This window comes from Klebsiella sp. 28, assembly GCF_018223905.1.
Lineage (GTDB): Bacteria > Pseudomonadota > Gammaproteobacteria > Enterobacterales > Enterobacteriaceae > Klebsiella > Klebsiella pneumoniae.
In genome coordinates, this window is sequence record NZ_JAGRQY010000146.1 from 1 (window position 1) to 24290 (window position 24290).

At 56.6% G+C, this 24290-nt stretch carries 21 protein-coding genes and 1 pseudogene; 10 read left to right on the forward strand and 12 right to left on the reverse strand.

Translation table 11 applies throughout. The annotated features are described in order from the left end of the window. The 4 genes and pseudogenes from KHQ28_RS22400 to KHQ28_RS22415 all read right to left on the reverse strand — a co-directional run. A pseudogene (locus KHQ28_RS22400) lies at window positions 1-1577 on the reverse strand (FAD-dependent oxidoreductase); the annotation flags it as partial. Window positions 1578-1587: 10 nt separating this feature from the next. Continuing rightward, complete coding sequence (locus tag KHQ28_RS22405) at window positions 1588-1908, reverse strand: NIPSNAP family protein (protein ID WP_002891541.1); 321 nt, start codon at window positions 1906-1908, stop codon at window positions 1588-1590. 13 nt (window positions 1909-1921) lie between these two features. Further along, on the reverse strand, window positions 1922-3598 hold the full coding sequence (locus tag KHQ28_RS22410) for an FAD-dependent oxidoreductase (protein WP_032419346.1): 1677 nt from the start codon (window positions 3596-3598) through the stop codon (window positions 1922-1924). Next, entirely contained in the window at window positions 3595-4416 is an 822-nt protein-coding gene (locus KHQ28_RS22415; protein WP_032419345.1) for a shikimate dehydrogenase, read from the reverse strand. Before KHQ28_RS22415 ends, KHQ28_RS22410 begins: the two co-directional genes overlap by 4 nt. A 152-nt stretch (window positions 4417-4568) precedes the next feature. Here KHQ28_RS22415 and KHQ28_RS22420 point away from each other — a divergent pair, with 152 nt between their 5' ends. After that, on the forward strand, window positions 4569-5327 hold the full coding sequence (locus KHQ28_RS22420) for an IclR family transcriptional regulator C-terminal domain-containing protein (protein WP_002891624.1): 759 nt from the start codon (window positions 4569-4571) through the stop codon (window positions 5325-5327). Between the two features lie 39 nt (window positions 5328-5366). Here the strand turns inward: KHQ28_RS22420 and KHQ28_RS22425 are convergent, their stop codons facing one another. The 8 genes from KHQ28_RS22425 to KHQ28_RS22460 all read right to left on the reverse strand — a co-directional run bounded on the left by KHQ28_RS22425 (window position 5367) and on the right by KHQ28_RS22460 (window position 13310). Beyond that, entirely contained in the window at window positions 5367-5699 is a 333-nt protein-coding gene (locus KHQ28_RS22425; RefSeq protein ID WP_004178748.1) for a hypothetical protein, read from the reverse strand. A 249-nt stretch (window positions 5700-5948) separates the two neighbouring features. Beyond that, window positions 5949-6836: a heme o synthase gene (cyoE, locus tag KHQ28_RS22430; protein ID WP_002891629.1), complete on the reverse strand. Its 888-nt coding sequence runs from the start codon at window positions 6834-6836 to the stop codon at window positions 5949-5951. 11 nt (window positions 6837-6847) lie between these two features. Further along, on the reverse strand, window positions 6848-7177 hold the full coding sequence (locus KHQ28_RS22435; protein WP_002891634.1) for a cytochrome o ubiquinol oxidase subunit IV: 330 nt from the start codon (window positions 7175-7177) through the stop codon (window positions 6848-6850). Beyond that, window positions 7177-7788 (reverse strand): cytochrome o ubiquinol oxidase subunit III, encoded by a 612-nt coding sequence (locus KHQ28_RS22440; RefSeq protein ID WP_002891635.1) that lies wholly within the window; start codon window positions 7786-7788, stop codon window positions 7177-7179. Before KHQ28_RS22440 ends, KHQ28_RS22435 begins: the two co-directional genes overlap by 1 nt. Further along, entirely contained in the window at window positions 7778-9769 is a 1992-nt protein-coding gene (cyoB, locus tag KHQ28_RS22445; RefSeq protein ID WP_002891638.1) for a cytochrome o ubiquinol oxidase subunit I, read from the reverse strand. The genes KHQ28_RS22440 and cyoB overlap by 11 nt, the downstream gene beginning before the upstream one ends. Window positions 9770-9788: 19 nt before the next feature. Beyond that, complete coding sequence (gene cyoA, locus KHQ28_RS22450; protein WP_002891641.1) at window positions 9789-10733, reverse strand: cytochrome o ubiquinol oxidase subunit II; 945 nt, start codon at window positions 10731-10733, stop codon at window positions 9789-9791. Window positions 10734-11212: 479 nt separating this feature from the next. Further along, window positions 11213-12688, reverse strand: a complete 1476-nt coding sequence (ampG, locus tag KHQ28_RS22455; RefSeq protein WP_004178749.1) for a muropeptide MFS transporter AmpG — start codon at window positions 12686-12688, stop codon at window positions 11213-11215. 43 nt (window positions 12689-12731) lie between these two features. Beyond that, window positions 12732-13310, reverse strand: coding sequence for a lipoprotein (locus KHQ28_RS22460; RefSeq protein ID WP_002891647.1), 579 nt, complete (start codon window positions 13308-13310; stop codon window positions 12732-12734). Window positions 13311-13612: 302 nt separating this feature from the next. Between KHQ28_RS22460 and bolA the strand changes: the two genes are divergently transcribed. From bolA to KHQ28_RS22505, 9 genes are all read left to right on the forward strand, one after another. Continuing rightward, window positions 13613-13930 (forward strand): transcriptional regulator BolA, encoded by a 318-nt coding sequence (gene bolA, locus KHQ28_RS22465; RefSeq protein WP_002891649.1) that lies wholly within the window; start codon window positions 13613-13615, stop codon window positions 13928-13930. A 345-nt stretch (window positions 13931-14275) separates the two neighbouring features. Further along, entirely contained in the window at window positions 14276-15574 is a 1299-nt protein-coding gene (gene tig / locus KHQ28_RS22470; RefSeq protein WP_004147333.1) for a trigger factor, read from the forward strand. 309 nt (window positions 15575-15883) lie between these two features. Next, entirely contained in the window at window positions 15884-16507 is a 624-nt protein-coding gene (gene clpP, locus KHQ28_RS22475) for an ATP-dependent Clp endopeptidase proteolytic subunit ClpP (RefSeq protein WP_002891804.1), read from the forward strand. Between the two features lie 250 nt (window positions 16508-16757). Further along, on the forward strand, window positions 16758-18032 hold the full coding sequence (gene clpX / locus KHQ28_RS22480; protein WP_002891807.1) for an ATP-dependent protease ATP-binding subunit ClpX: 1275 nt from the start codon (window positions 16758-16760) through the stop codon (window positions 18030-18032). Window positions 18033-18215: 183 nt separating this feature from the next. Next, on the forward strand, window positions 18216-20570 hold the full coding sequence (gene lon / locus KHQ28_RS22485) for an endopeptidase La (RefSeq protein ID WP_004151336.1): 2355 nt from the start codon (window positions 18216-18218) through the stop codon (window positions 20568-20570). A gap of 209 nt (window positions 20571-20779) precedes the next feature. Further along, the gene (hupB, locus tag KHQ28_RS22490) at window positions 20780-21052 is read left to right on the forward strand and encodes a nucleoid-associated protein HU-beta (protein ID WP_002444653.1); all 273 of its coding nucleotides are present in this window, start codon (window positions 20780-20782) and stop codon (window positions 21050-21052) included. 214 nt (window positions 21053-21266) lie between these two features. Next, entirely contained in the window at window positions 21267-23141 is a 1875-nt protein-coding gene (gene ppiD, locus KHQ28_RS22495; RefSeq protein ID WP_023282235.1) for a peptidylprolyl isomerase, read from the forward strand. Window positions 23142-23289: 148 nt separating this feature from the next. Further along, the gene (locus KHQ28_RS22500) at window positions 23290-23658 is read left to right on the forward strand and encodes a helix-hairpin-helix domain-containing protein (RefSeq protein WP_020325191.1); all 369 of its coding nucleotides are present in this window, start codon (window positions 23290-23292) and stop codon (window positions 23656-23658) included. Window positions 23659-23769: 111 nt separating this feature from the next. After that, window positions 23770-24171: a YbgC/FadM family acyl-CoA thioesterase gene (locus KHQ28_RS22505; protein WP_002891860.1), complete on the forward strand. Its 402-nt coding sequence runs from the start codon at window positions 23770-23772 to the stop codon at window positions 24169-24171. Window positions 24172-24290: the final 119 nt, after the last annotated feature.

Sequence of the window (24290 nt, forward strand, 5' to 3'; positions counted from 1 at the left end):
GCCGAAGGTCATGGCGGGCCCGAGGGTGATCCCTCCGCTGGGGTAATAGCCGCGCATCACGCTCGACATGTCGTTGCCGATGGCGTACAGACCCGGTATCGGCTGCTGCTGATCATCCAGCACCCGGGCGTGTTCGTCGGTTTGCAATCCGCTGAAGGTGCCCAGCGAGCCGGGCAGAATGCGCACCGCGTAGAACGGCCCTTCGCGCAGCGGTCCGAGCGTCACCTGATGGTCACCCTGGGCGCGGTTATAGGCTGATGCCCCGCGGTGAAAATCGACGTCTTCGCCAGCGCTGGCGAAGTGGTTAAAGCGTTCAACGGTTTCCGCCAGCGCATTGGCGTCGATAGCGCACTGCTTCGCCAGCTCCGCCAGGGTGTTTCCTCGCTGCAGATAGCCGGTACGCAGCCAGGCGGTGGGAGTGAACGGGAACGGTCTGGCGTGGCCCAGGCCGTAGCGACGCAGCGCGCGACGATCGGCCAGCAGCCAGGCCTGCGGCGTGTCGCCCGCGGGTGTGGCCGCCAGCAGGGCGGCGATAAAGTCATGATAAGAGTCGGCCTCGTTAACAAAACGTTTGCCGTTGGGCAGGACGGCGATCACCCCGGGTTTGGCGCGCTCCACCAGATGAGGAAACATTAGCTGCTGGCCGCTGGCCAGAGTGACGCGGGACACCGGCGCCCAGGCCAGCGGGTGGCGCAGGGAAGTGTCGAACTGGCCGCCGACGGATTCGCCAAGCCTGATCCCCTCGCCCTGATTGTCCGGCGGTGCGGCGGAGAAATGGCCGTAACCCTCCGCAGCGTGAGGCACCACCTGCGCCAGCCGCTGGCGATCGTGGGGAAAACCGCCGCAGGCCAGCACCACGGCGCCAGCTTCGACGTGAATCTCCCCGCCGTCGCTGCGCAGCACCGCGCCGGACACGCCCGGCGGACCCTGCAGCAGCCGGACCACCGGGGCATTGAGCTGAAAACGCACGCCGGCGTCGAGGGCGGATCGCAGCAGACGGGCGACCAGCGCATTGCCATTGACCAGATGCTGCCCCCGTCCGGCGCGTAGCCGCTGCCAGCCGTGGCGCAGCAGGCGGCGGGCAGCATACAGCGCGGAGCGCGGCGAGCGGGTGGCATTGAAAAAATGCGCCATATCCGCGCCGCCGGCGATGCCCATCCCGCCCAGGCTAATGGTCTCCAGCGGCGGACGCAGGCGATGGAGCNNCCGCTCGCCGCACCCGGCGACGGGTGAAAGTCCGGCATGGCGCTGCCCGAGAGAAACTGCACCGCCGTCCGCTGATGGAAAAATTCCACCATCTCCGGCCCGTAACGCAGGAAGGTTTGCAGACGAATATCGGCGGCTTCGCCCCCCATCTCATGCTGCAGATAGGTCAGCGGCGCGTCGGCTGCTTCGTCGATGCCCTCCGCCCGCGCCAGCGGGTTGCGGGGGATCCACAGCCAGCCGCCGGACCAGGCGCTGGTTCCGCCGAGCACTGACGCTTTCTCCGCCACCATGACGCTGGCGCCGNNCGCGGCAGAGAGCCCCGCGGCGCCGGAGCCGACCACCAGCACATCCACCTTCACAGGCCCGCTCATGTTGGACTCCTTACTGCAGAGGTGAAAAAGCGGTGGGGCGCATCAGCACCGACTCGAGGCGTTCCACGGCGGCCAGTTCGCGATTTTTACGCGAGAAGGTCTGCCAGCGTTCGTCCTGGGCCATCCGCGCGCGGCGCACCAGACGATCGTCCAGGCTTTCATAAGCCCAGATGTGCACTACCTGATTGACCACGCCGATCTCGGTAAAAAAGAAGCCGATCAGCTGGCCGAGATGGTCGGTTTGCACCGCCAGGGCATCGCTTTGGTACAGCGCCAGCCAGTCGGCCATTTTCAGCGGATTGATGGTGTACGTGCGTTTTTCGTAGATCATGATGTTTTCCTGATTAGTGGGTGGAGTGTTGTGCCAGATGGCAGGCGGCGAGATAGCCAAACGTCAGCCCCGGGCCGAGGGTGATGCCGGGGCCCGGATAGGTGCCGGCCATCAGCGAATCCATGTCGTTTCCCACCGCGTACAGCCCCGGGATGGGGTTTCCTTGGGTATTGACGACCTGGGCATCGGCGGTGGTGACCAGGCCCCGTGAGGTCCCCAGATCGCCGGTATAAAGTTTGATGGCATAGAACGGCGCGCTGAGCAGGGGGGCATTACAGGCGTCAGGCTGATGGCCCGGATCGCCCATCGCCCGGTTATAGCTGTTGCCGCCTTTAGCAAATTCCCGATCCACGCCCTGCGCGGCGTCGCGGTTGTAGCGGGCTACCGTCTCGCTCAGGGTTTGGGCATCCAGACCAAGCTGTTGCGCCAGCGCGGCCAGGGTATCGGCTTTGTGCAGATAGCCAGCGGCGACCAGGGCGTCATTATTGACCGGCGCCGGGCGCGCCAGTCCGAGGCCATAACGCTTCATCGCCTGGGCGTCGCAGAGTAAAAAACAGGGGGCATTTTCCGCTGCATCCTGCATTGCGCTGGCGAAATGGTGATAGGAACTGGACTCGTTGACGAAGCGTACCGCCCGCTGATTGACGGCAATCACGCCCGGTTTTGCGCGATCGGTTACCAGATGGGGGAAGCGCTCCTCGCTGCCGTCGGCCCGGGTCAGCACCGATACCGGCGCCCAGAAAAAGTTGGAGGCCCGATCGGCTCCCTCGCGAGCGTTAAGCGCCGCCGCGAGATGCAGCGCGGCGCCATCGTTGGCCGGCGGCGACATGGTGAAATGCTCGCGGGTGTGCGGCCGATAGCGCGCCGCCAGCGCGCCCGCGGCGAAGCCGCCTGCGGCCAGCACCACCCCGCGGCGGGCGTGCAGCGTCTCTCTTTGCCCCTGAAACTCAATCTCCACCCCGCGGACCGCGCCTTGCGTTTCGCACAGCGTCAGAACATTGACATTCAGCCGCAGGTTCATGCCTTTACGCAGCGCCGTAGTCGCCATGCGGGCAATCAGCGCATTGCCCATCGCCAGGCGGGTACCGCGAGGGTACTTCACCCGGTCGCGGGCATAGCGCAGCAGCAGCCGGGTGCAATGGGCCAGGGAGCGCAGCGAGCGGCGCATGTCGAGAAAATGTTGAATATCGACGCGGTTGACCATCATCCCGCCAAACAGCAGCATCCCCGGCGGCGGCGAACGCAGGTCGCGAAACGCGTCCCCCAGTTCACGGCCGTCATACTCCACCACCTCCAGCGCGCGCCCGACGTCGACTGCGCCGGGTTCATCCGGATAGTAATCGGGCGAGAGCGGACGCAGGCTGTACTTTACTGCCCCCTCACGCTCGAGAAAGGCCAGCGCCTCCCGCCCGGCGCTGACAAACGCTTCGGCAAGATCTTCGCGGTACTGGCCCTCGCCGATAATGGTTCGCAGGTAGGTTTTCATCGCCTCGGCGCTACCGCTTTTGCCCTCGGCGCGCGCCTGGTCGGTATCGTGCAGCCACACGGCGCCGCCGGAGATGGCCGAGGTGCCGCCGAACTGGCCGGCTTTCTCCAGCATCAGCACCGACAGCCCTTTACAGCAGGCGGTGACCGCGGCGGCAAAACCGGCCGCGCCGCTGCCGATGACGATCACATCCCAGCTCTTCATGCCGCCGCTCCCTGCGCCTGCGGGATGGCGCCGATAAACTGGCCCATCAGCCTCATCTGCGCCAGCGCCATTTCCGGCCCGGTCTGTACTTTGCAACCACGTGCGGCGGCGAAAGTGAGCAACGGCGTCATCACCGGGGCGGTGACAACGTCGGCCACATGAGTGGCGCTGTCGAGCGTATCCAGAAGCGCCTGCGGTAGAGGCAGCTCATCAAATCCGGCCATGCCGGCCGGTGAGCCATTAACCAGTAGATCGAGGCCGTAAAGGGTGTCTGGCAGCGCGCTCAGTTGCACCGCCGGAAAGGCCTCAGCCAGAAGGTCATGCAGGCGCTGCCGGGTGGCCGGGGTTTGATCGTGCAGGGCCAGCCGACGGATCCCCGCCTCGCACAGTCCCCAGGCGATGGCGCTGCCGACGCCGCCGCAACCGGAGAGCAGCGCCTGCTTACCTGCCGGCTGAAAGCCCTGCGCCTCGGCGGCGAGCTGAAAGCCGACGCCGTCCAACATATCGCCCTGCAGGCGGCCATCCGCCAGCTTGCGGATCACATTGACGGCGTTGAGTCGGCGGGCGCGCGGCGTGAGGTCGTCGACCAGCGCGGCGGCGCGTTGTTTATGCGGCACCGTCACCAGCACGCCGGTCATGTTCTGCCAGCCGCGCAGGGCGTTGAGGTAGGCGGCCACCGCGTCCGGGACGATATCCACCGGGATCATGACGCTGTCCATGTGCTGTTCGGCAAAGTAGCGGTTGAAGTTATCTGGCGATTTCACCTGGGCGATCGGATGACCAATCACGGCGACAACCTGGGTAGTTCCACTGACCATTTCAAACCTCATTTGTTAAATGAATGTTGTGAAAGTATTTCAGTGGAAGCTGGGAGCGACAACGCAGAATTCGGACATGTCGGTTGTTAATCGCACGAACGCTGCGATAATCGCAGGAAATCGATAATGATGTTGCAAAAATGTGAGCGAATATGCAAAACACCATTCATCCACGCGATCTGATCGTCGGTTTACAAAAAGGGCTGGCGCTAATTCAGCTTTTTTCCAAAACCTGCCCAAAGCTCACCGTCGCCCAGACGGCGAAAATGAGCGGCCTGACGCAAAGCGCCGCGCGACGTTTTCTGCTGACGCTCCTGCATGAGCGCTATCTGCAAACCGACGGGCGCTATTACTGGCTTACCCCAAAGACGCTGCGGCTTGGCCAGGCCTATGTCGATTCGGCGCAGTTTCCTCGCATGGTACGGCCGATTGTCGAATACATCGCCAGCCGGACCGAAGAGCACGCCTCGGTGGGGGTGGTGGATGAAGATGAACTGGTCTATATCGCCCGCAGTCGGCATACGCCGTTCAACTCTACGTCGGTGCGGCTTGGGGAGCGGGTGCCCATTTTCTGTACCGCCGGGGGGCGATTGTGGCTGGCTTCGCTGCCGGAAGCAGAGTGTGAGACCGTCCTGCAGCGCATAACCCGGGAACAACGTACCCCCTATACGGTGACCGATATCGCGTCGCTGATGGAGAAAATCGCCCAGGTACGGCGCCAGGGATACGCCACCATTGAGCAGGAGTTTGAGATTGGCATGCTGGTGCTGGCGGTGCCGTTAACCGACAGAGAAGGGACCTGGTGGGGGGCGCTGAGTCTGACCAGTCATCAATCGCGCACTTCGCTGGAAGCGTTATGCCGCGATCACCTCGATCTGCTCTACAGCGCGCAGGCGATGCTGGTGGGTTAAACAGGGCAGCCAGTGGCGCTGCCCTAAGATAGACGTCGCTTAGGCCGACGCTTTGGTCAGAAAGGTGTTCCAGTCGCTGGCCGCGTTATTCACGAAAGTATTCCAGCTGTTGCCGGCGGTGTTAACAAAGCTTCCCCAGTTTTCCTTTCCGGCGGTCACAAAGGTTTCCCAGTTTGACTGTCCGGTCAGGAAGGAACCAAACGCCATCGCGCTGTCGCCGACGAAGGAGGCAAATGCGGTGCCGGAGGTCAGAACAAAAGAGGTGAAGCCGACGCCAGAGTTGGCGACAAAGCTGGCGAAGCCGCTGGCTGCGCCGAACAGATTAAAGCCACCGGAGATATACTCCATTTCGTTCAGTGTTAACTCTTTCATTGCAATTCCTTGTAGTGATTATTTCCCAAAGGGGCAAGAGCCCCGGCGAAAGGTAGCATCGCAGGACCGTGCGGCGCGAGTGATGCCCGGTGTGTGCTGGCTCAATTTTTCCTCATTTTTTGATATGAAAGATAGTGGGAAAGCGACGGGGGAGGGGAGGGAAGTATGAAATGAGAAAGAAAGCGATGATGAAACAGGAAAGAAAAAGCCCCGTAAATACGGGGCTTTAGATCGTGCGGGAGTGCGTAATTATCTCACGTAAGCCAGCAGACTATGTGAATCCGGCACCATAAAGTCAACGGACATCATCACGGACAGCGCGGTGATGGCGACGATAGAAAAGACGAACAGCTTACGCGCCCAGACTTTATCATCGGCCACTTTATAGCCACGCAGCGCCATGCCCAGCCACCAGACGCTGACCGCTGCCGCCACGACCAGGTATTTATACCCGGCGTAGCCGCCCAGCGAGAGCATCAGGGTTGCCACGGCAAAGGCGACGATGTACAGCGTAATATGGTTTTTGGCGACCGAAATGCCTTTCACCACCGGCAGCACCGGAATATTCGCCGCCTGATAATCCTTAAAGCGGAAAATCGCGATGGCGTAGGAGTGAGGCATCTGCCACAGGCTAAAGATAGCCAGCAGGATAGCCGCACCGCTGTCGAAATCACCGGTGACCGCGCAGTAGCCAATCACCGGCGGCGCAGCGCCGGAGAGTGAGCCAATCAGCGTGCCGTAGACGGAGTGGCGTTTCATGTACAGGCTGTAGACGCCGACATAAACCACGAACCCCATCACCCCCAGCCAGCAGGCCAGCGGGTTAGCGCCGAACCACAGCAGCATGAAGCCAGCAATACCCAGCAAGGTGGCGTACACCAGCGAAGCTTCTGGCGAGATCAGCCCTTTGACCAGCACCCGGTTTTTCGTCCGTTCCATCTTACGATCGATGTCCCGGTCGATGTAGTTGTTGAATACACAACCCGAGGCGACCACCAGGGATACTCCAAGGAGCGTCCAGACGAACAGCGGATAGTCGATGTGGCCTTTGGAGGCCAGCAGGAAACCGCCGATCACGGAGATCAGGTTGCCAAAAATAATGCCTGGTTTCGTTACTTGCAGGTATTGCTTAAACATACTCGCCGCTCTTAGTGCATCATCATGTTGTAGTTCAGGTTCCACATAATCCAGATGGAGCCGACAACCACGATCGCAATGATGATTACGGTGAAGATAAATGCGGTCAGGTTCCAACCTTCATCGGACTTGCTGTTCATATGCAGGAAGTACACGAGGTGTACCACGATCTGCACCACAGCGGTCACCAGAATGGTGCCAAGGATAACCGCATGCGAGGCGGAGCCACTCATCACCATGGCGAACGGAATGACCGTCAGGATGATGGACAGGATAAATCCTGTCATGTAGCTCTTCACGCTGCCGTGAGAAGCGCCGCTATGATCGGTAGAATGACTCATTACATCGCCCCCATCAGATAGACAACCGAGAACACGCAGATCCACACGACGTCCAGGAAGTGCCAGAACAGGCTCAGGCACAGGATACGCGTGCGGTTAGTGCTGGTCAGGCCACGACGTGAAACCTGGAACATCAGCACCGCCATCCAGATAAGACCGGAGGTCACGTGCAGACCGTGGGTGCCGACCAGCGCGAAGAACGCGGACAGGAAGCCACTACGATCCGGACCAAAGCCTTCCATGATCAGGTGATGGAATTCATAGATTTCCATCCCGATAAATCCGGCGCCAAACAACCAGGTCAACGCCAGCCAGGAAACCACCTGGCTTTTGTTGTTTTTGTACATGGCGATAGCCGCCATGCCGTAGGTGATGGAGCTGAACAGCAGCAGTGCGGTTTCAACCAGAACGAACGGCAGTTCGAAAATATCTTTGCCCGTCGGTCCGCCGGCCGTGCCGTTCACTAGAACGGCATAGGTAGCAAACAGCGTAGCGAAGATAATGCAGTCGCTCATCAGGTAGATCCAGAAACCGAATACCTTCATCGGTCCTGTATCATGGTGCCCGTGTTCATGCGCGTGGGCAGTATGCGCAAGAGTATCAGTTGCCATTTTTCAGCCCTGCTTTGTTAATCTCATCGAAATGCTGTTTTTCCAGTTTTTCGACTTCTGCAACCGGTACGTAGTAATCCACGTCCTCGTCAAAGCTCTTAATAATCCAGGTCGCTACGATGCCGATGAAGCTGGCGATCGCCATCCACCAGATATGCCAGATCATGGCGAAACCAAATACCGTAGCGAAGGCGGCAATCACGATGCCGGCGCCGCTGTTTTTCGGCATATGAATTTCTTCATAGTGAGCAGGCTGTTTGTACGCTTCACCTTTCTCTTTCATTTCCCAGAAGGCATCACGTTCGTGAACCTGAGGAACGATAGCGAAGTTGTAGAACGGCGGTGGAGAAGAGGTTGCCCACTCCAGCGTACGGCCACCCCACGGGTCACCGGTCAGGTCGCGGTTCTGATCGCGGTCGCGAATAGACACGTAGAACTGAATCAGCTGGCACAGAATACCGCAGGCGATCAGCGCCGCACCGCAAGCTGCAATAACCAGCATCGGGTGGAACTGCGGATCGATCTGCTGGCTCAGACGACGGGTCATACCCATGAAGCCCAGCACGTACAGCGGCATAAACGCCACGAAGAAGCCGATGATCCAGAACCAGAAAGCGCGTTTGCCCCAGGTTTCGTTCAGGGTGAAGCCAAAGGCTTTCGGCCACCAGTAGGTCAGACCTGCGAAGCAACCGAACACTACGCCGCCGATGATAACGTTATGGAAGTGCGCAATCAGGAACAGGCTGTTGTGCAGAACGAAGTCCGCGCCCGGTACCGCCAGCAGCACGCCGGTCATCCCACCTACGGAGAAGGTCACGATAAAGCCGATAGTCCACATCATCGCCGAGTTGAAGACGATGCGACCCTGATACATGGTGAACAGCCAGTTGAAGATCTTAACCCCGGTCGGGATCGCGATAATCATGGTAGTAATACCGAAGAAGGCGTTTACGTTCGCGCCAGCACCCATGGTGAAGAAGTGGTGCAGCCAAACGATGAACGACAGAACGGTAATACAGACGGTTGCCCATACCAGAGAGGTGTAACCGAACAGACGCTTACGCGAGAAGGTCGCGGCGATTTCGGAGAAGACCCCGAACACCGGCAGAACCAGGATGTACACTTCCGGGTGACCCCAGGCCCAAATCAGGTTGATGTACATCATCATGTTGCCACCCATATCGTTGGTAAAGAAATGGGTGCCCAGGTAACGATCCAGGGTCAGCAGCGCGATGGTGACGGTCAGAATTGGGAACGAGGCGATAATCAGGATGTTAGCGCACAGAGATGCCCAGGAGAATACCGGCATCTTGAACATGGTCATGCCCGGGGCGCGCATCTTGATAATGGTCACGAAGAAGTTAATACCGGTCAGGGTAGTACCGATACCTGAGAGCTGCAGCGCCCAAATCCAGTAATCAACCCCTACGCCAGGACTGTACTCAATTCCCGACAGCGGCGGATAGGCCAGCCAACCGGTCTGCGCGAACTCACCAACGCCCAGAGACAGGTTAACCAGAATCACGCCCACAACGGTGAACCAGAAGCTCAGGTTGTTGAGGAACGGGAAGGCTACGTCGCGCGCGCCGAGCTGAAGCGGAACCACCAGGTTCATCAGACCGATAACAAACGGCATCGCCACGAAGAAGATCATGATAACGCCGTGGGCGGTAAAGATCTGATCGTAGTGATGAGGCGGCAGGAAGCCGGCTTCCCCGGCCGAAGCCAGCACCTGCTGGCTACGCATCATGATGGCGTCAGCAAAGCCACGCAGCAGCATGACGATTGCCACGATAACGTACATGATACCGAGACGTTTGTGGTCGACAGAAGTCAGCCACTCGTTCCATAGGTAGGACCACTTACCGAAGTAAGTGATGGCTGCCAGAAGCGCCAGTCCCCCAATGATAATCGCAGCCACCGTTACCACGATAATAGGTTCGTGGTAGGGCACTGCATCCAGTGTAAGTTTTCCGAACATCGTTTTCTTCCTCGGCCCCTTAGTGAGCGGTTTCCGCGTGGCTCATGTCCATGCCTTCCATCCCGTCGTGAGCAGCGTGCTCGCCTTCAGGTTTAGACATGTTCATGCTCTCGTGAGACATGAATTTGTTCACAACATCTTTGAACAGATCCGGTTTCACGTTAGAGAAATATTCCACTTTGTTGTATTCGCTAGGCACAGCCACTTTCTCGAACGCGGCCATGGAGTCCATGGAGTTCGGAGACTGTTTCGCTTTTGCAACCCACTGATCGAAAGTCGCCCGATCCGGGGTGGCAATCGCTTTGAACTTCATACCTGAGAAGCCCGGGCCACTGTAGCTAGCGGAGATACCGTCATAAGTACCAGCTTCGTCAGCAATGAGGTGCAGCTGAGTCTGCATACCGGCCATTGCATAAATCTGGCTACCTAAGCGCGGAATAAAGAACGAGTTCATCACCGAGTTAGAGGTCACTTTGAAGTGTACCGGTACGTTCGCCGGGAAGGCGATTTCGTTAACGGTAGCAATACCCTGTTCCGGATAGATAAAGAACCATTTCCAGTCCATCGATACGACTTCGATGGTGATTGGCTTCTCGTCATGGACAAGCGGTTTGCTTGGCTCCAGTGCGTGAGTGGTTTTCCAGGTCAGAACGGCCAGGAACAGGATGATCAGAATAGGTACCGTCCAGACCACAGCTTCCACTTTGTTGGAGTGTGACCAGTTCGGGCTATACTTCGCATCTTTATTGCTCGCGCGATACTTCCAGGCAAATCCTACTGCCATCAAGACGGCGGGAATAACGACAATCATCATCAGGCCGAAGGCCGTCAGAATCAAAGAGCGTTGCTCCAGTCCAATCTGTCCTTTTGGGTCAAGGAGTGCAGAATCACAACCACTGAGTAATACAGTACCTGCGATTAATGACATCCATCCCAAACTTTTATTGTATTTCCTGAGTCTCATTGAACGACCTCAATTCCACGGGATCTGGTGGCGTTTAAAGTGTATGGGCATTTTACGGTAAGGTTGCATTACTGTAAACATGATTGGATCTCTGTCAGTTCTGTGTTAGCGGCTTCTGCTTGGTTTGTCACATATGTAACGTAGTGTTACTTAATCGCTTGCAAAGCCTGATTTTCGCGGGATTGATAACGAAAGGGATAAGAAAAGGAGTGCTTAGCGGCTAATGGGCATAACCACCCACAAATTAGAACAATTGTTTAACATTTAATTATCAAATAAAAGACATTGTGAAAACGAAAAATAAAATCCCCGGAGCTGAATCGGTTAAATTATTTAAAGAATCGAACGAAAACTGTCAATAATTTCCAGAAATCAAAAACGCACAAAACAACAAATAGCGCGGCGGACAATATAAAAGCGTTAATAAGCCGTTATAATTACGTTTCGTAATTACAACGGCTAATAATGATGCTGGATCCTTAAATCAGGCGGGTTTTACGCAGCGCCAGATAGTCAAGCAGGCCGCCGAACAAAATCCCGCCGACGGCGGTGAGCGCGGCAACCTCCAGCAGGCCGGACAGGAAGGAGAACGACGTATAATCCAGCGCGTTGAGGATCAGCAGCGCCAGCCACACCGCGAGCAGCAGGCAGCCCAGAGTCAGGATCCCCAGCGCCAGCGCATAGGCCTGCGGGAACTCACTACGCGGCATAAAGCTTGCGGTGCGTTGGGTATGCTCAAGCGTTTGCCGGCACAGCAGCAATAGGGCAATCCCCGGCACCGCTGCAACGACAGAGAAGAGATAGAAGGTCGACCAGCCGTGAGCCTCGACAAACCAGCCGGCAATCGGCCCAACGTATACGCGACCGACCGCAGAGAGCGCCGAGAGCAGCGCGAACTGGGTGGCGGAGAACGACTTATTACATAGCGTCATCAGCAGCGCGACAAATGCCGCCGTCCCCATTCCCCCGCACAGGTTTTCAAAGAATACCGCGGTCGCCATGGAATAGAGGTGCTTATCGGTAATCGACAGCAGCCAGTAGCCGGCGTTAGAGACCCCCTGCAGCAAACCGAAAATGAGCAGTGCCCGAAACAGCGTCAGCCGCTGCATCAGGACGCCGCCGTACAGGGCGCCGAGAATGGTGGCGAACAGGCCTAAGGTTTTGTTCACCATTCCCACTTCGCCAGCGTCAAATCCCACGCCGCGGATCAGGAAGGTGGTGGTCAGGCTCATGGCAAACGCATCGCCAAGCTTATAAAGGACGATGAGCAGCAGAATCAGCCAGGCGTTGTTGCGGCCGAAAAAATCGCGCAGCGGTTCAGCCACCGCCTGCTCCAGCGACCGGGGAACCGGGATAACGTCGCTCGGTTCGGGCGCCAGCAGCGTGGCGATGATGCAGGGCACCAGCAGCGCCGCCATCAGCCAGTACATTCCCTGCCAGCCGAGATAGCGGTCGGCGAGCCACAGGGCCAGTCCACCGGAGACCAGCATCCCCAGGCGATAGCCCAGCACGCTGATCGCGGCGCCGGCGCCACGCTCTTCCGCCGGCAGAACGTCGGTTTTCCAGGCGTCGAACACAATATCCTGCGACGCCGAGCAGAAGGCGATCACCACCGCCAGCGCCGCCATCCAGCGTAATTGGGTGACCGGCTCAAGAAAGCCCATCGCCGCGATCGCCAGCAGGAGTAATACCTGGGTGGTCAACAGCCAACCGCGACGACGCCCAAGAAACGGCGGCGTGTAGCGGTCCATCAGCGGGGACCAGAGGAATTTAAAGACATAGGCCTGGCCGACGAGCGAGAAAAAACCGATCGTTTTCAGATCGATATTTTCCACCGTCATCCAGGCCTGCAGGGTACCGGAGGTGAGGGCCAGCGGCAGACCGGAGGCGAAACCAAGGATCAGCAAAATGGCTGATTTTGGCTGCTGAAAAATGCGTAAGTAATGACTGGACATAGCATAAAGCACGAACCCGGCGGAGGCCGGGTTCGCGATAGCATTAACGCGCGTTTTGCTTGATGAAATCGTGGATGCTGGTGTCCTGCGCCATATCGGCGATGGTATCGGTCAGGACGCTGTTGACGGCATCAGCGATGTTTTTGTTCGAGGCCTGGAAGGCGCCTTCAACGGAGTAGCTGGCGCGGTAGTTTTTGGTCATTTTTGTGCCGTTTGCCGCGGTGGCGATGATGGCGATATCGGCTTTGGTGGCGATGTTATAGCGCACGTTACCCTGAGAGACGTCAGCATAGAGTTTGTTGACGATGATCTGCAGATCGACCGCGCCGTTCGGGCCAATCATGTAGCCGCGAGACGTCATCTGTTTCTCCAGCACTTCCTGCAGCAGGAAGCGCAGATCGCGGGAGGCGGTGAGAGTGACCAGCTGATTGTCACGCGTCACTTTCGCCAGCGCCTGGTCCGGACGCTGATCGGCGCCGTTGATGCTGACGGTCACGCCCATCAGGCTTGGATCCTGCTGCGGCAGCGTGATTTTCGGCGATACTTCAATGGTGGTCGGCGGCGTGGCGCATCCTGCCAGCATAAACATGGCGACCAACGGGAAAAGAATCTTCTTAAGCATGTTCAGGTCTCAACGCATGGTGTTGTTATAAGGAAAATTACCGCCATCATAGCATTGCCAACGGCAAGGGGAAGTGGCAACGCGTGTAAATCCATCGTGCTGGCGGTTTTCTGAGCGTCCCGCCACGGTTAATGGCTCGTTCCCCGACGGATCTGGCGACCAGAGCCAGTAAACGTGATACTTTTGAATGAAAATATCAGAACAATGCTAATTTTTTGTTGTTTTCTCCTAATGGAAGCGGTAAAAGCGGCTAACATTTAAATGGAGTGGCGGCATCTCAGCGTTGTCGGAGGAGAAAATTCATGATGATACGTGAACAGATCGAAGCAAAACTTAGAGCAGCGTTCGACCCGATGTATCTCGAAGTCGTGGATGAAAGTTATCGTCACAACGTCCCTGCGGGCTCTGAAAGTCATTTTAAAGTGGTGTTAGTGAGCGATCGCTTCACTGGCGAGCGTTTCCTCAATCGCCACCGTATGATCTACGGCACGCTAACCGAGGAGCTGTCGAATACGGTGCATGCCCTGGCGCTGCACACCTACACGATTAAAGAATGGGAAGCATTACAGGATACGGTATTTGCTTCGCCGCCGTGCCGCGGCGCAGGGAGTATCGCTTAGAAATCCCATTTGCAACCGCTGGCGCTTTTCCAGTATGTTGCTTGCAGATTTAGCAAAAACGGCCTACGGGCCGTTTTGTTTTGCCTGGAAAATGCGCAAAGTCAGCGCTTTTGCGGGCAAATTTGAGCGGGAAATGTGAAAAATGCCGCAGCACCAGGCGACAACCGTTCTCGACTCACAAAAGTGATGCCGCTATAATGCCGCGTCTTATATATGAATGTCTTCGGGATGATTCTGACGACAGGGAATGTGTTTCTGATTTGAAGAGGGCATCCCGGTTCTGCGAAGCCACCTATACGCGCTTCCAGAGTTGACCGAGCACTGTGATTTTTTTGAGGTAACAAGATGCAAGTTTCAGTTGAAACCACTCAGGGCCTTGGGCGCCGTGTAACGATTACTATCGCCGCTGACAGCATCGAGAATGCTGTCAAAAGCGAGCTGGTCAACGTAGCGAAAAAAGTTCGCATTGACGGCTTCCGTAAAGGCAAAGTGCCGATGAATATTGTTGCTCAGCGCTATGGCGCTTCCGTTCGCCAGGACGTGCTGGGCGACCTGATGAGCCGTCATTTCGTTGACGCGATCATCAAAGAAAAAATCAATCCGGCCGGCGCGCCGAACTACGTTCCGGGCGAATACAAACTGGGCGAAGACTTCACCTACGCGGTAGAGTTCGAAGTGTATCCGGAAGTTGAACTGCAGGGTCTGGACGCGATCGAAGTTGAAAAACCGGTTGTTGAAGTCACCGACGCTGACGTTGATACCATGCTGGAAACTCTGCGCAAGCAGCAGGCGACCTGGAAAGAAAAAGAAGGCGCGGTTGACGCTGAAGATCGCGTAACCATCGACTTCACCGGTTCTGTTGACGGCGAAGAGTTCGAAGGCGGCAAAGCCTCTGACTTCGTACTGGCGATGGGCCAGGGTCGCATGATCCCGGGCTTCGAAGACGGTATCAAAGGCCACAAAGCGGGTGAAGAGTTCACCATCGACGTGACCTTCCCGGAAGAGTACCACGCAGAAAACCTGAAAGGTAAAGCGGCTAAGTTCGTTATCAACCTGAAGAAAGTCGAAGAGCGTGAACTGCCTGAGCTGACCGAAGAGTTCATCAAACGTTTCGGCGTGGAAGATGGTTCCGTCGCTGGCCTGCGCGCTGAAGTGCGTAAAAATATGGAACGCGAGCTGAAAGGCGCTGTGCGTAACCGCGTGAAGTCTCAGGCTATCGAAGGTCTGGTTAAAGCCAACGAGATCGACGTTCCGGCTGCCCTGATCGACAGCGAAATCGACGTGCTGCGTCGTCAGGCTGCTCAGCGTTTCGGCGGCAACGAGAAACAGGCTCTGGAACTGCCGCGCGAGCTGTTCGAAGAGCAGGCTAAACGTCGCGTCGTTGTTGGTCTGCTGCTGGGCGAAGTGATCCGCACCAACGAGCTGAAAGCTGACGAAGAGCGCGTAAAAGCCCTGATCGAAGAGATGGCTTCTGCGTACGAAGATCCGTCTGAAGTCGTTGAGTTCTACAGCAAGAACAAAGAGCTGATGGACAACATGCGCAACGTGGCGCTGGAAGAGCAGGCTGTTGAAGCCGTGCTGGCGAAAGCCAAAGTGTCTGAAAAAGCCACTTCCTTCAACGAACTGATGAACCAGCAGGCGTAATTTCGCCGCTATCGTTTAAGGTTCGAGCAAAAACCCGTTGCCGAAAGGCGGCGGGTTTTTTTTTAAGATAATGATAGCCACAGGCACGGTGCGAAAACGCATTAACCATGATAGCGTTACAGCAAAAGCTTGTTATGCTTGAAATATGGCAACACCATCCCCATTACCGGGGGAGGCAACTGCATCCGCAATCGCACGCGTATTGAAGAGGCGGTGACGCATTCAGCGGATAGAAACTGTGGCTGATAATCCGTCCGTAAGGTTACAATCAGTGCAGCAGGTATTTTAAAATTACTCCAGGAGACGGAAATGTCATACAGTGGCGAACGAGACAACTTTGCACCCCATATGGCCCTGGTGCCGATGGTCATTGAACAGACCTCACGCGGTGAACGTTCTTTTGATATCTACTCCCGTCTGCTTAAGGAACGCGTCATTTTTCTGACCGGCCAGGTCGAAGACCACATGGCAAACCTGATCGTGGCGCAGATGCTGTTTCTGGAAGCGGAAAACCCGGAAAAAGACATTTACCTGTACATTAACTCTCCGGGCGGGGTAATCACCGCCGGGATGTCGATTTATGACACCATGCAGTTCATCAAGCCGGATGTCAGCACCATCTGTATGGGGCAGGCCGCTTCTATGGGCGCGTTCCTGCTGACCGCCGGGGCGAAAGGCAAGCGCTTCTGCCTGCCGAACTCCCGCGTGATGATCCACCAGCCGCTGGGCGGCTATCAGGGACAGGCGACGGATATTGAGATCCACGCCCGTGAAATCCTGAAGGTGAAAGGACGCATGAATGAGCTGATGGCGCATCATACCGGCCAGTCTCTTGAGCAGATTGAGCGTGACACCGAGCGTGACCGCTTCCTGTCTGCTGCGGAAGCCGTGGAGTACGGGCTGGTCGACTCTATTTTGACCCATCGTAATTGATGCCCAAGGCGCAAGGGTGCCGCTTTACGCTTCATCCTTCTCGCCACGTCTGTGCGAGCGGTTGGCTTTTATTCGGCCGCTTGTCTGGCAGGCTTGCGGCCGGTGGCTTCGCTACCGGCTCGATGTAGCGCGAAGGATTTTGTGTATATACTAATGAAGGGCGGCACAACGCTATATGGCGGCTTGCGCCTGAGAATGGCATTTGCGTCGTCGTGTGCGGCACAAAGAACTTAAAAAGAGGTTTGGACTCATGACAGATAAACGCAAAGATGGATCGGGCAAATTGTTGTATTGCTCTTTTTGCGGCAAAAGCCAGCATGAAGTGCGTAAGCTGATCGCCGGGCCATCCGTGTATATCTGCGACGAATGCGTTGATTTATGTAACGACATCATTCGCGAAGAGATTAAAGAAGTGGCGCCGCACCGCGAGCGCAGCGCGCTGCCGACGCCGCACGAGATTCGCCACCACCTTGATGACTACGTCATCGGTCAGGAACAGGCGAAGAAGGTGTTGGCGGTCGCGGTATACAACCACTACAAGCGTCTGCGCAATGGCGATACCAGCAATGGCGTAGAGCTGGGTAAAAGCAACATCCTGCTGATCGGGCCGACCGGTTCCGGTAAAACGCTGCTGGCGGAAACGCTGGCGCGCCTGCTGGATGTGCCGTTTACCATGGCAGACGCCACCACCCTGACCGAAGCCGGTTATGTGGGTGAGGACGTCGAAAATATCATTCAGAAACTGCTGCAGAAGTGTGATTACGACGTGCAGAAAGCGCAGCGCGGCATCGTTTATATCGACGAAATCGACAAAATTTCGCGTAAATCCGATAACCCGTCGATTACGCGCGACGTCTCAGGCGAAGGCGTGCAGCAGGCGCTGCTGAAGCTTATCGAAGGGACCGTTGCCGCCGTTCCGCCGCAGGGCGGGCGTAAACATCCGCAGCAGGAGTTCCTGCAGGTTGATACCTCCAAGATCCTGTTTATCTGCGGCGGCGCGTTCGCTGGCCTGGACAAAGTGATTTCCCACCGTGTGGAAACCGGCTCCGGCATTGGTTTTGGCGCGACGGTAAAAGCGAAGTCCGACAAAGCGAGCGAAGGGGAACTGCTGGCTCAGGTCGAGCCGGAAGATCTGATCAAGTTTGGTCTGATCCCGGAGTTCATCGGCCGTCTGCCGGTAGTGGCGACCCTGAACGAGCTGAGCGAAGAAGCCCTGATCCAGATCCTGAAAGAGCCGAAAAACGCCCTGACCAAGCAGTATCAGGCGCTGTTTAGCCTTGAAGGCGCAGAGCTCGAATTCCGCGACGAAGCGCTGGACGCTATCGCCAAGAAAGCGATGGCGCGTAAAACCGGCGCCCGTGGCCTGCGCTCAATTGTGGAAGCGGCGCTGCTGGATACCATGTATGACCTGCCTTCGATGGAAGATGTCGAAAAAGTGGTCATTGATGAGTCGGTTATCGCCGGTCAGAGCAAACCGCTGCTGATCTACGGCAAACCGGAAGCTCAGCAGGCATCTGGTGAATAATTAACCATTTCACTCAAGCAGTTAACAAAAAGGGGGGATTTTATCTCCCCTTTTATTTTTCCTGCATTCCCGCCGTTGAATGTGTGGAATACATCCCCATATACTGGATTACATATTAACGACGATGCAGTGGAGTGTGGCGTCGTCGGCTACCTGGCGGACTTTAAACTAAGAGAGAGCTCTATGAATCCTGAGCGTTCTGAACGCATTGAAATCCCCGTATTGCCATTGCGCGATGTGGTGGTTTATCCGCACATGGTCATACCCCTGTTCGTAGGGCGGGAAAAATCTATCCGTTGCCTCGAAGCGGCCATGGACCATGATAAAAAAATCATGCTGGTTGCGCAGAAAGAAGCGTCGACGGATGAGCCGGGTGTAAACGATCTTTTCACCGTTGGAACCGTGGCGTCTATTTTGCAGATGCTGAAGCTGCCGGACGGCACCGTGAAGGTGCTGGTCGAAGGGCTGCAGCGTGCTCGCATTTCTGCGCTGTCTGATAATGGCGAGCATTTCTCGGCGAAAGCGGAGTATCTCGACTCGCCGGCGATTGACGAACGCGAGCAGGAAGTGCTGGTTCGCACCGCTATCAGCCAGTTTGAAGGCTATATCAAGCTGAACAAGAAGATCCCACCGGAAGTGCTGACGTCGCTGAACAGCATCGACGATCCGGCGCGCCTGGCGGATACCATCGCGGCGCACATGCCGCTGAAGCTGGCTGACAAGCAGTCTGTGCTTGAGATGTCCGACGTTAACGAACGTCTGGAATATCTGATGGCGATGATGGAATCGGAAATCGATCTGCTGCAGGTTGAGAAGCGCATTCGCAACCGCGTCAAAAAGCAGATGGAGAAATCTCAGCGCGAGTACTATCTGAACGAGCAAATGAAAGCGATTCAGAAAGAACTCGGCGAGATGGACGACGCCCCGGACGAAAACGAAGCGCTGAAGCGTAAGATCGACGCGGCGAAAATGCCGAAAGAGGCGAAAGAAAAAACCGAAGCGGAACTGCAGAAGCTGAAGATGATGTCGCCGATGTCAGCGGAAGCGACCGTCGTGCGTGGCTACATCGACTGGATGGTGCAGGTGCCGTGGAATGCGCGCAGTAAGGTCAAAAAAGACCTGCGTCAGGCCCAGGAGATCCTCGATACCGATCACTATGGCCTGGAGCGCGTGAAGGATCGCATCCTTGAATATCTCGCGGTGCAGAGCCGGGTGAACAAAATCAAGGGGCCAATCCTTTGTCTGGTGGGACCGCCGGGGGTAGGTAAAACCTCTCTGGGTCAATCCATCGCCAAAGCGACCGGACGGAAATACGTTCGTATGGCGCTTGGCGGCGTGCGCGATGAAGCGGAAATCCGCGGTCATCGTCGGACCTACATTGGCTCGATGCCGGGCAAACTGATCCAGAAAATGGCGAAAGTGGGGGTCAAAAACCCGCTGTTCCTGTTGGACGAGATCGACAAAATGTCTTCCGACATGCGCGGCGACCCGGCTTCCGCGTTGCTTGAGGTGCTGGATCCGGAACAGAACGTGGCCTTTAACGACCACTACCTGGAAGTGGATTACGATCTCAGCGACGTGATGTTCGTGGCGACTTCCAACTCCATGAACATTCCGGCGCCTCTGCTGGACCGTATGGAAGTGATTCGTCTCTCCGGCTATACCGAAGATGAAAAACTGAACATCGCCAAACGTCATCTGCTGCCGAAGCAGATCGAACGTAATGCGCTGAAGAAAGGCGAGCTGACCGTCGACGATAGCGCCATTATCGGCATTATTCGTTACTACACGCGGGAAGCGGGGGTACGTAGCCTGGAGCGTGAAATCTCCAAGCTGTGCCGCAAGGCCGTTAAGCAACTGCTGCTGGATAAATCGCTGAAACACATCGAAATTAACGGTGAGAATCTGCATGATTATCTCGGCGTACAGCGCTTCGACTATGGCCGCGCCGATAGTGAGAACCGCGTCGGTCAGGTGACCGGTCTGGCGTGGACGGAAGTGGGCGGCGATCTGCTGACCATCGAAACCGCCTGCGTGCCGGGCAAAGGCAAGCTGACCTACACCGGCTCGCTGGGCGAGGTGATGCAGGAGTCGATTCAGGCTGCGCTGACGGTGGTACGTTCGCGGGCTGACAAGCTGGGCATTAACGCCGACTTCTACGAGAAGCGTGACATTCACGTGCACGTGCCGGAAGGGGCGACGCCTAAGGATGGTCCGAGCGCGGGTATTGCCATGTGCACGGCGCTGGTCTCCTGCCTGACCGGTAACCCGGTACGCGCTGATGTGGCGATGACCGGTGAAATCACTCTGCGTGGTCAGGTGCTGCCGATCGGCGGTCTGAAGGAAAAACTGCTGGCGGCGCATCGCGGCGGCATTAAGACTGTTCTGATTCCTGATGAGAACAAACGCGACCTTGAAGAAATTCCGGATAACGTTATCGCCGATTTGGATATCCATCCGGTGAAACGAATCGAGGAAGTTCTGACACTTGCGCTGCAGAACGAACCGTTCGGCATGCAGGTTGTGACCGCGAAATAGTGATTCTGCGCAAATTGCGCTAATAAAAATAGGGCTGGTAAGTCATTTCGGACTTGCCAGCCTTTTTTTGTGTAGCTAACTTAGATCGCTGGCAGGGGGGTCATCGACAACTGCTGTTGTAAGGGCATGACAGTCCTGATATAACTGCTGCGCGGTCGCACTATGAAGGACTCAGGTGCGATATAAATTATAAAGAGAGGAAGAGAACAGTGAATAAATCTCAACTGATTGACAAAATTGCTGCGGGTGCGGACATTTCTAAAGCTGCAGCTGGACGTGCGTTAGATGCTTTAATCGCTTCTGTTACTGAATCTCTGCAGGCTGGGGATGACGTTGCGCTGGTAGGTTTTGGTACCTTTGCTGTTAAAGAACGTGCCGCCCGTACTGGTCGCAACCCGCAAACAGGTAAAGAAATTACTATCGCTGCCGCAAAAGTGCCGGGCTTCCGTGCTGGTAAAGCGCTGAAAGACGCGGTGAACTGATCGGCTTTCCCGTCAGGGAATGTGACGAAGTACAAGGGCGCATCGTGAGATGTGCCTTTTTTATTGCCTTTTCAGACCACTTTATGTGTGTTTATCGCCACTTGTGGGCTGACAATCACCCTGTTTTCTTGTCAAAATACGTCCTCACGCGCGGCGGCCATCACGTGCTATGCTGCGCGAGCTAAAGTCATCTACAGCGGAGCGTTGTTACACCATGATGGACAACCTACGCACGGCCGCCAACAGCGTCGTGCTCAAGATTATTTTCGGTATCATTATCGTCTCGTTCATTTTGACCGGGGTGAGTGGTTACCTGATTGGCGGTGGCAAAAACTATGCCGCAAAAGTGAATGGCCAGGAGATTGGCCGTGGGCAGTTTGAAAACGCCGTCGCCAGCGAACGTAACCGTATGCAGCAGCAGCTTGGCGATCAATTCTCCGAGCTGGCGGCGAACGAAAACTACATGAAAACCATGCGCCAGCAGGTGCTGAACCGCCTGATCGATGAGTCGCTTCTGGATCAGTATGCCCGCGAGCTGGGCCTCAGCATCAGCGATGAGCAGGTGAAGCAGGCGATCTTCCAGACCCAGGCGTTCCAGACGAACGGTAAGTTCGACAACCAGCGTTTCAGCGGTATTGTCGCCCAGATGGGGATGACCACCGATCAGTACGCCCAGGCGCTGCGTAACCAGCTGACCACGCAGCAGCTGATTAACGCCATTGCGGGTACCGACTTCATGCTGCCGGGCGAGTCCGATCAGCTGGCGGCGCTGGTATCTCAACAGCGGGTGGTCCGCGAAGCGACCATCAACGTAAATGCCCTGGCGGCAAAACAGACCGCCAGCGATGAGGAAATCAACGCCTTCTGGCAGCAGAATCAGGCCCGTTTTATGGCGCCGGAGCAGTTCCGCGTCAGCTACATCAAAATGGATGCCGCCAGCATGCAGGAGAGCGCCTCTGACGACGAGATTCAGTCATGGTACGACCAGCACAAGGATCAGTTCACTCAGCCGCAGCGCAACCGCTACAGCGTGATTCAGACCAAAACTGAAGCCGATGCGAAAGCGGTACTGGCCGAGCTGCAAAAAGGAGCGGACTTCGCCACGCTGGCGAAAGAAAAATCGACCGATATTATCTCTGCCCGCAACGGTGGCGATATGGGGTGGATGGAAGATGCCTCTACCGTGCCTGAGCTCAAAGATGCCGGGCTGAAAGAGAAAGGCCAGCTGTCTGGCGTGATCAAATCCTCGGTTGGCTTCCTGGTGGCCCGTCTGGACGACGTCCAGCCGGCGCAGGTGAAGCCGCTGGCTGACGTGCGTAATGACATTGCGGCGAAAGTGAAGCAGGAAAAAGCGTTGGATGCTTACTACGCGCTGCAGCAGAAGGTGAGCGATGCGGCCAGCAACGATAATGAATCGCTGGCGAGCGCAGCGCAGGTCGCCGGGCTGAAGGTCGTAGAAACCGGCTGGTTTGGCCGCGATAACCTGCCGGAGGAGCTGAACTTTAAACCGGTCGCTGACGCTATTTTCAACGGCGGTCTGGTGGGTGAGAACGGCGCGCCGGGCAGCAACTCCGATATCATTACCGTTGACGGCGATCGCGCTTTTGTGCTGCGCATTAGCGAACACAAAGCCGAGGCGGTGAAGCCGCTTGCCGAAGTGAAGGCACAGGTTAGCGATATCGTTAAGCACAATAAAGCGGAACAGCAGGCGAAACTGGAGGCCGACAAGCTGCTGGCGGCGCTGAAAGACGGCAAAGGCGATGAAGCGATGAAGGCGGCTGGCCTGAGCTTTGGCGCGCCGCAGACGCTTTCTCGTACCGGCCAGGATCCGCTGAGCCAGCTGGCATTTACCCTGCCGCTGCCGCAGCAGGGTAAACCGGTCTACGGCGTGGGCAGCAATATGCAAGGCGATGTGGTGCTGGTAGCGCTGGATGAGGTGAAAGCCGGCAGCATGCCGGAAGAGCAGAAGAAGGCCATGGTTCAGGGGATCACCCAGAACAATGCCCAAATCGCTTTCGAAGCGCTGATGAGCAACCTGCGCAAGGCGGCGAAAATTAAGCTCGGCGACAGCATCGACCAGCAGCAGTAATTTCGCGTCGTCTCGCAAAAATGGGCAACACGATGTAATCCTCAAGGGCCGCTTTCGCGGCCCTTTCCATTTCTGTGATTTGCCTTTTGTCGACCATCCGCACTGACGCTATCGTGACCTTGCTGTCTACACACAAGGAGATATCAGCATGAAATATGGAATAAAAGCACTGATGGCCGCGGGCGTTCTGGTTTTTGCGGTAGGGGTACAGGGGGCGCTGGCGGCCCCCGCCAGCGGCAAAGCGGCGGTGAATAAAGAAAATGTGCAGGCGTCCTCTTCGGCGAAGGCGGAAGCGGTGCCCGGCGAGCCTGACATCGGGGCGACAAAGGTCAGCATTAACCGCGCCAGCGCCGAACAGCTGGCGCAGGCGTTGAATGGCGTAGGATTGAAAAAAGCCCAGGCTATTGTCAGCTACCGCGAAGAGTACGGGCCGTTCAAAACCCTCGATGATCTGAAGCAGGTCCCGGGAATGGGGAGCGCGTTGGTGGAGCGCAATTTAGCCCATCTGACGCTGTAAATTTTATGCCAGACCTTGCACAGCGGTGATTTTTTGCCAGGATAAAGAGGTTGCATCAAGTGGTGTGACCTCTTACCTCATAAACAACAATAACAGAAAGGCATTAATGCTATGCAGACACAAATTAAAGTTCGCGGCTATCATCTGGACGTCTACCAGCATGTGAACAACGCTCGCTACCTGGAGTTCCTTGAGGAAGCCCGCTGGGACGGCCTGGAAAACAGCCCCGCGTTTCAGTGGATGATGGAGAAAAACATCGCCTTCGTGGTGGTGAATATCAATATTAACTATCGTCGTCCGGCGGTACTGGGCGATGTGCTGACGGTGAGCAGCAAACTGGAGCAACTCAACGGCAAAAGCGGCACCCTAAGCCAGGTGGTCACCCTCAACCCCAATGGCGAAGTAGTGGCCGATGCGCTGATTACCTTCGTTTGTATCGATTTGAAAACCCAGAAGGCGCTGCCGCTGGAAGGGGAATTGCGTGCGAAACTTGACCAGATGAACCTGCGCTGACAACCGTCGTGCGAGTGGCGGGCCCACGGCAGGTGATGAACCCGTAGCCCCGGTAAGCNNGGTAAGCATCGCGCCACCGGGGAATTTGAGTCAAAGCTCCGGTAAATCGATCCCCGGAG